2 protein-coding genes are annotated in these 3106 nt (G+C 68.3%); both read left to right on the top strand.

Annotated elements, in window-relative coordinates:
• Window positions 1-1063 precede the first annotated feature (1063 nt).
• Window positions 1064-1252: a hypothetical protein gene (locus AB0F29_RS41470; RefSeq protein WP_361884180.1), complete on the top strand. Its 189-nt coding sequence runs from the start codon at window positions 1064-1066 to the stop codon at window positions 1250-1252.
• 595 nt (window positions 1253-1847) lie between these two features.
• Complete coding sequence (locus tag AB0F29_RS41475) at window positions 1848-2435, top strand: hypothetical protein (RefSeq protein ID WP_361884182.1); 588 nt, start codon at window positions 1848-1850, stop codon at window positions 2433-2435.
• Window positions 2436-3106 lie beyond the last annotated feature (671 nt).

The following is a 3106-nucleotide window of genomic DNA, read 5'->3' on the forward strand; positions in this document are numbered from 1 at the left end:
GCGCCGCTCACGGTCAGGCCGTACTTGGCGGCCAGCTGGGCCGCGTCGAGGCCCTCGTCGGCGGACGGCGGGGTCCTCCGGAGGAACGACGCACGACCCTACGGGTCGTAAAGACGATAAACCCCTACGGGCTTTGAAACAATTCCTCCGGAATTCAAAAGGCCGGTGGGTAACTGGGCAGGCCCCTGCGCTCCGCTCCGGGACCGGTGGTGACGAGTCGTCGGGGCGAGACTCCTTCCGGCTACGCCTACAGGAGAGGCCCGCTGCGCGGGCTGCTGGCTACAGGAGGGGGTCGGTTGGGGCGGTCGTGCGTCAATCGGCCGGACCGGGCTCGACCCTGACCCTGCATCACTACCGGCACCCGTGTACAGATTGGGAATCCACCCTACCCCCTCCCCCGAGGGGAGAGAAGAAGCGCATCACGATACATTCACTGTGTAAAGATCGGGGTTATACCTTACCCCCGGCCCGTGCATCCGGGGTCGCACATACCGGGGATCGCTGAAGCTGCGCAGTACTCAACCAACCTGCGCAGGCACGTCAAGAGCCAGAAACACCACAGGTCAGACGGATAGGCCACCCCGACCCTGCGCAGATTCAGTGAGCCACCCAGCCAAAAACCCGCCCACCCGAACTGCATAAAACGAGGTCAGGAGCATGGCCACTGTGCAGGTTCACCGAGCCTCGACATCGGTGTCGCCTGTTTCCTTTTACTTTTGGTGCTGCCTCGGATAGGCAACGGGCAACACGACCGTTCGCCCGTTTTTCCGGGGAAGATGAATCTACATCCACGAAAGGGATTCAGATGCTGACGGTCGTAATCGCGGTTCTGGGAACACTCGCTGGGTCTCTCCTGACGGGAGCCCTTCAGTATTTCTCGCAGCGGGCGCAGAGGGCTGCTGAGGAATTGTCTGCGCGCCGTGCGGAGGGGCTGGAGGCGATGGCCGGGTTATCGGCTGCGCTGGCGGATCACCGGCGGGCGATGTGGGTTCTGGAGGATGCCCGGCTGTCCGGCGGGGACTGGAGTGAGGCTCAGGCGGAAAGCCATCGGACCCGGTCCGCGGTGACGGCTCCACTCCTGCGGGTCCGCCTCCTGCTGCCCGAGCTGGCCGACACGGCGCAGAACGCCGTACAGGCCGCGTACGACATGCGGGCGGTCAACAGCCCCGCCGCACTCCAGGAGGCTCGGGAACGGGCGCTCCGGGCCGCTGACGACCTGATCGCCGCCGCCGGGACCGCACTCGCCGCATGAGGGCTGGAGTGCTGACTGCTGCCATGCCTCCCGCCACGCTCCCCGGGGCGCCGCCCGCAGCAATGGGTCCCGAGCTGGGCTGATGACCCGCTCTCCCCGCGCCAGCCGCACGCATGGCAGCACATGGCACCGGGCCGGGACTCCTGCGCGGCCCGCATGGGAGGCTGTCCGGTGCCCGGTGCGGGCGGCCGGCGTGTGGCGCCGGATAGCGAACGCCCGCCCCGGCCCCGTGGTCGAGGCCGCGCCTCACCGGACCGCTACTGGGACGACACATGCCACGAGCACGGCGGCGCCGCCCAGAGCAGCCATCGTCGGTGTAAACGCTGCTGCTCCGCCGCCTCCGTCCTTGGAGGGGTCCTCTCCTGTCGGACACCTGATCCGCGAAGTTGGCGACTCGCCGGAGCGCGCATGGGCGCTCCCACGGCACTCGGCGGAGTCTGAGGCCGGCCAGGACGCGGTAGGCCGAAGCAACCTCCGTGGCCTGTGATCCCTCCTCTGTCCTGACAGAGCTTCAGTGGGAAAACCCAGTCCCACTACGGGGCTGCTTCTCGCCGCCCCTTTTTGAAACGAGGAAGCAATGAGAGTGAGAACAGGCGTGAGCGGGCTTGTGGCTGTCGCGTGTGCGACCGTGTTCATGACCCCGGCGCCGGCTGGCGCGACACAGGATCCAGAGGCCACGCGGGCCGAGGCCGGCCGACACTGCGTCGCCACCCCGGGCGATCAGAAGCCCACCTGTTACGACACCTTCCGCGAGAGTGTCGCCGCCGCGACCGGCGGCCGGATCACCGACGCCCCCGTCACACCCCAAAAGGCCGCCTTGGACAGGAAGTTCCTGGACAAGATGAACGCCCCCGCCAGAAAAGCTGGCTCACGCACCGTCACAGGGTCCAGCAACACCATGGCCGGCGTCCTCTACGAGCACGGCGGCTCTCGCGCGGGCCGGACTCTGATCCTCAACACACATTATACGTGCGGCTCTGGCACGGAACTCGGTTACCTGAACCTCGGCTCGTCTTTCTACCAGTTCAACGACATAACGTCGGCGGTGCTGACGGGGAGCGGCTGCAAGGTCGAACTGTTCGAGCACATACATTTCGAAGGTGCGCGTCAGACGTACTCCGGCAGCGTGGACTTGGTCGGCAGCGCCATGAACGACCGTGCCAGCTCCTTGCTGATCTCGTAGGGCCGAAGGGGGCGGGGGCTATCTAGTGCCTCCCCGGGCCGGTCGGGGCCCCCGGGACCGTGCGTGGGTGCGAACCCGGGACCCGGCGGCGCGCGGGCTGGAGGAACTGGCGTGGATCGGGCCGTCCCCTGTCGCGTTGGCTACCGCGGATCACAAGGCGCGCAAGAGGCCGGCGGCGGAGCGTGTCGACGCCATGGCGGCCCGCCCGTCCTGCCCCCGCAAACGCACCCCGGCCGCCCCGAAGCGCAGCACACACCGCGCAGTGCGAAGCGGTGGGTACCGACCACGCCCCGGGTGCCGACCGGCGGCGGGATGGAGTCGGTGTGCCGCAGCGTCGCGGGCCGCTGACCGCGACGCGCTGCGAGGTATGCACGCATGAGCGGCCCTGGTGCCGGTGGCAACACGCCGCCGGCACCAGGGCTGTGCGGCTCCGGCGCCGTGCTCCTGCTCCCGCCGGGCGGGGCCCGGGTCCTGTCCCGCGCGTTCCATGTCGGCACGGGGTTCGGGGCCTCGCTGGCGGTTCTGCCCCGTGGTGGGGGTGTGATCCTGCATCAGATGCCTGGCCCGGTGTGATCACAGGGCTTGATCAAGTTCCATGGGTGTCGGGGTTGTTGGTGATGCCCAGGAGTGGGAGGGCTCGTTCGGGTTGGTCGCGGATTGCCCGGGTGGTC

This window comes from Streptomyces sp. NPDC026589 (assembly GCF_040638385.1).
Classification (GTDB): Bacteria; Actinomycetota; Actinomycetes; order Streptomycetales; family Streptomycetaceae; genus Streptomyces.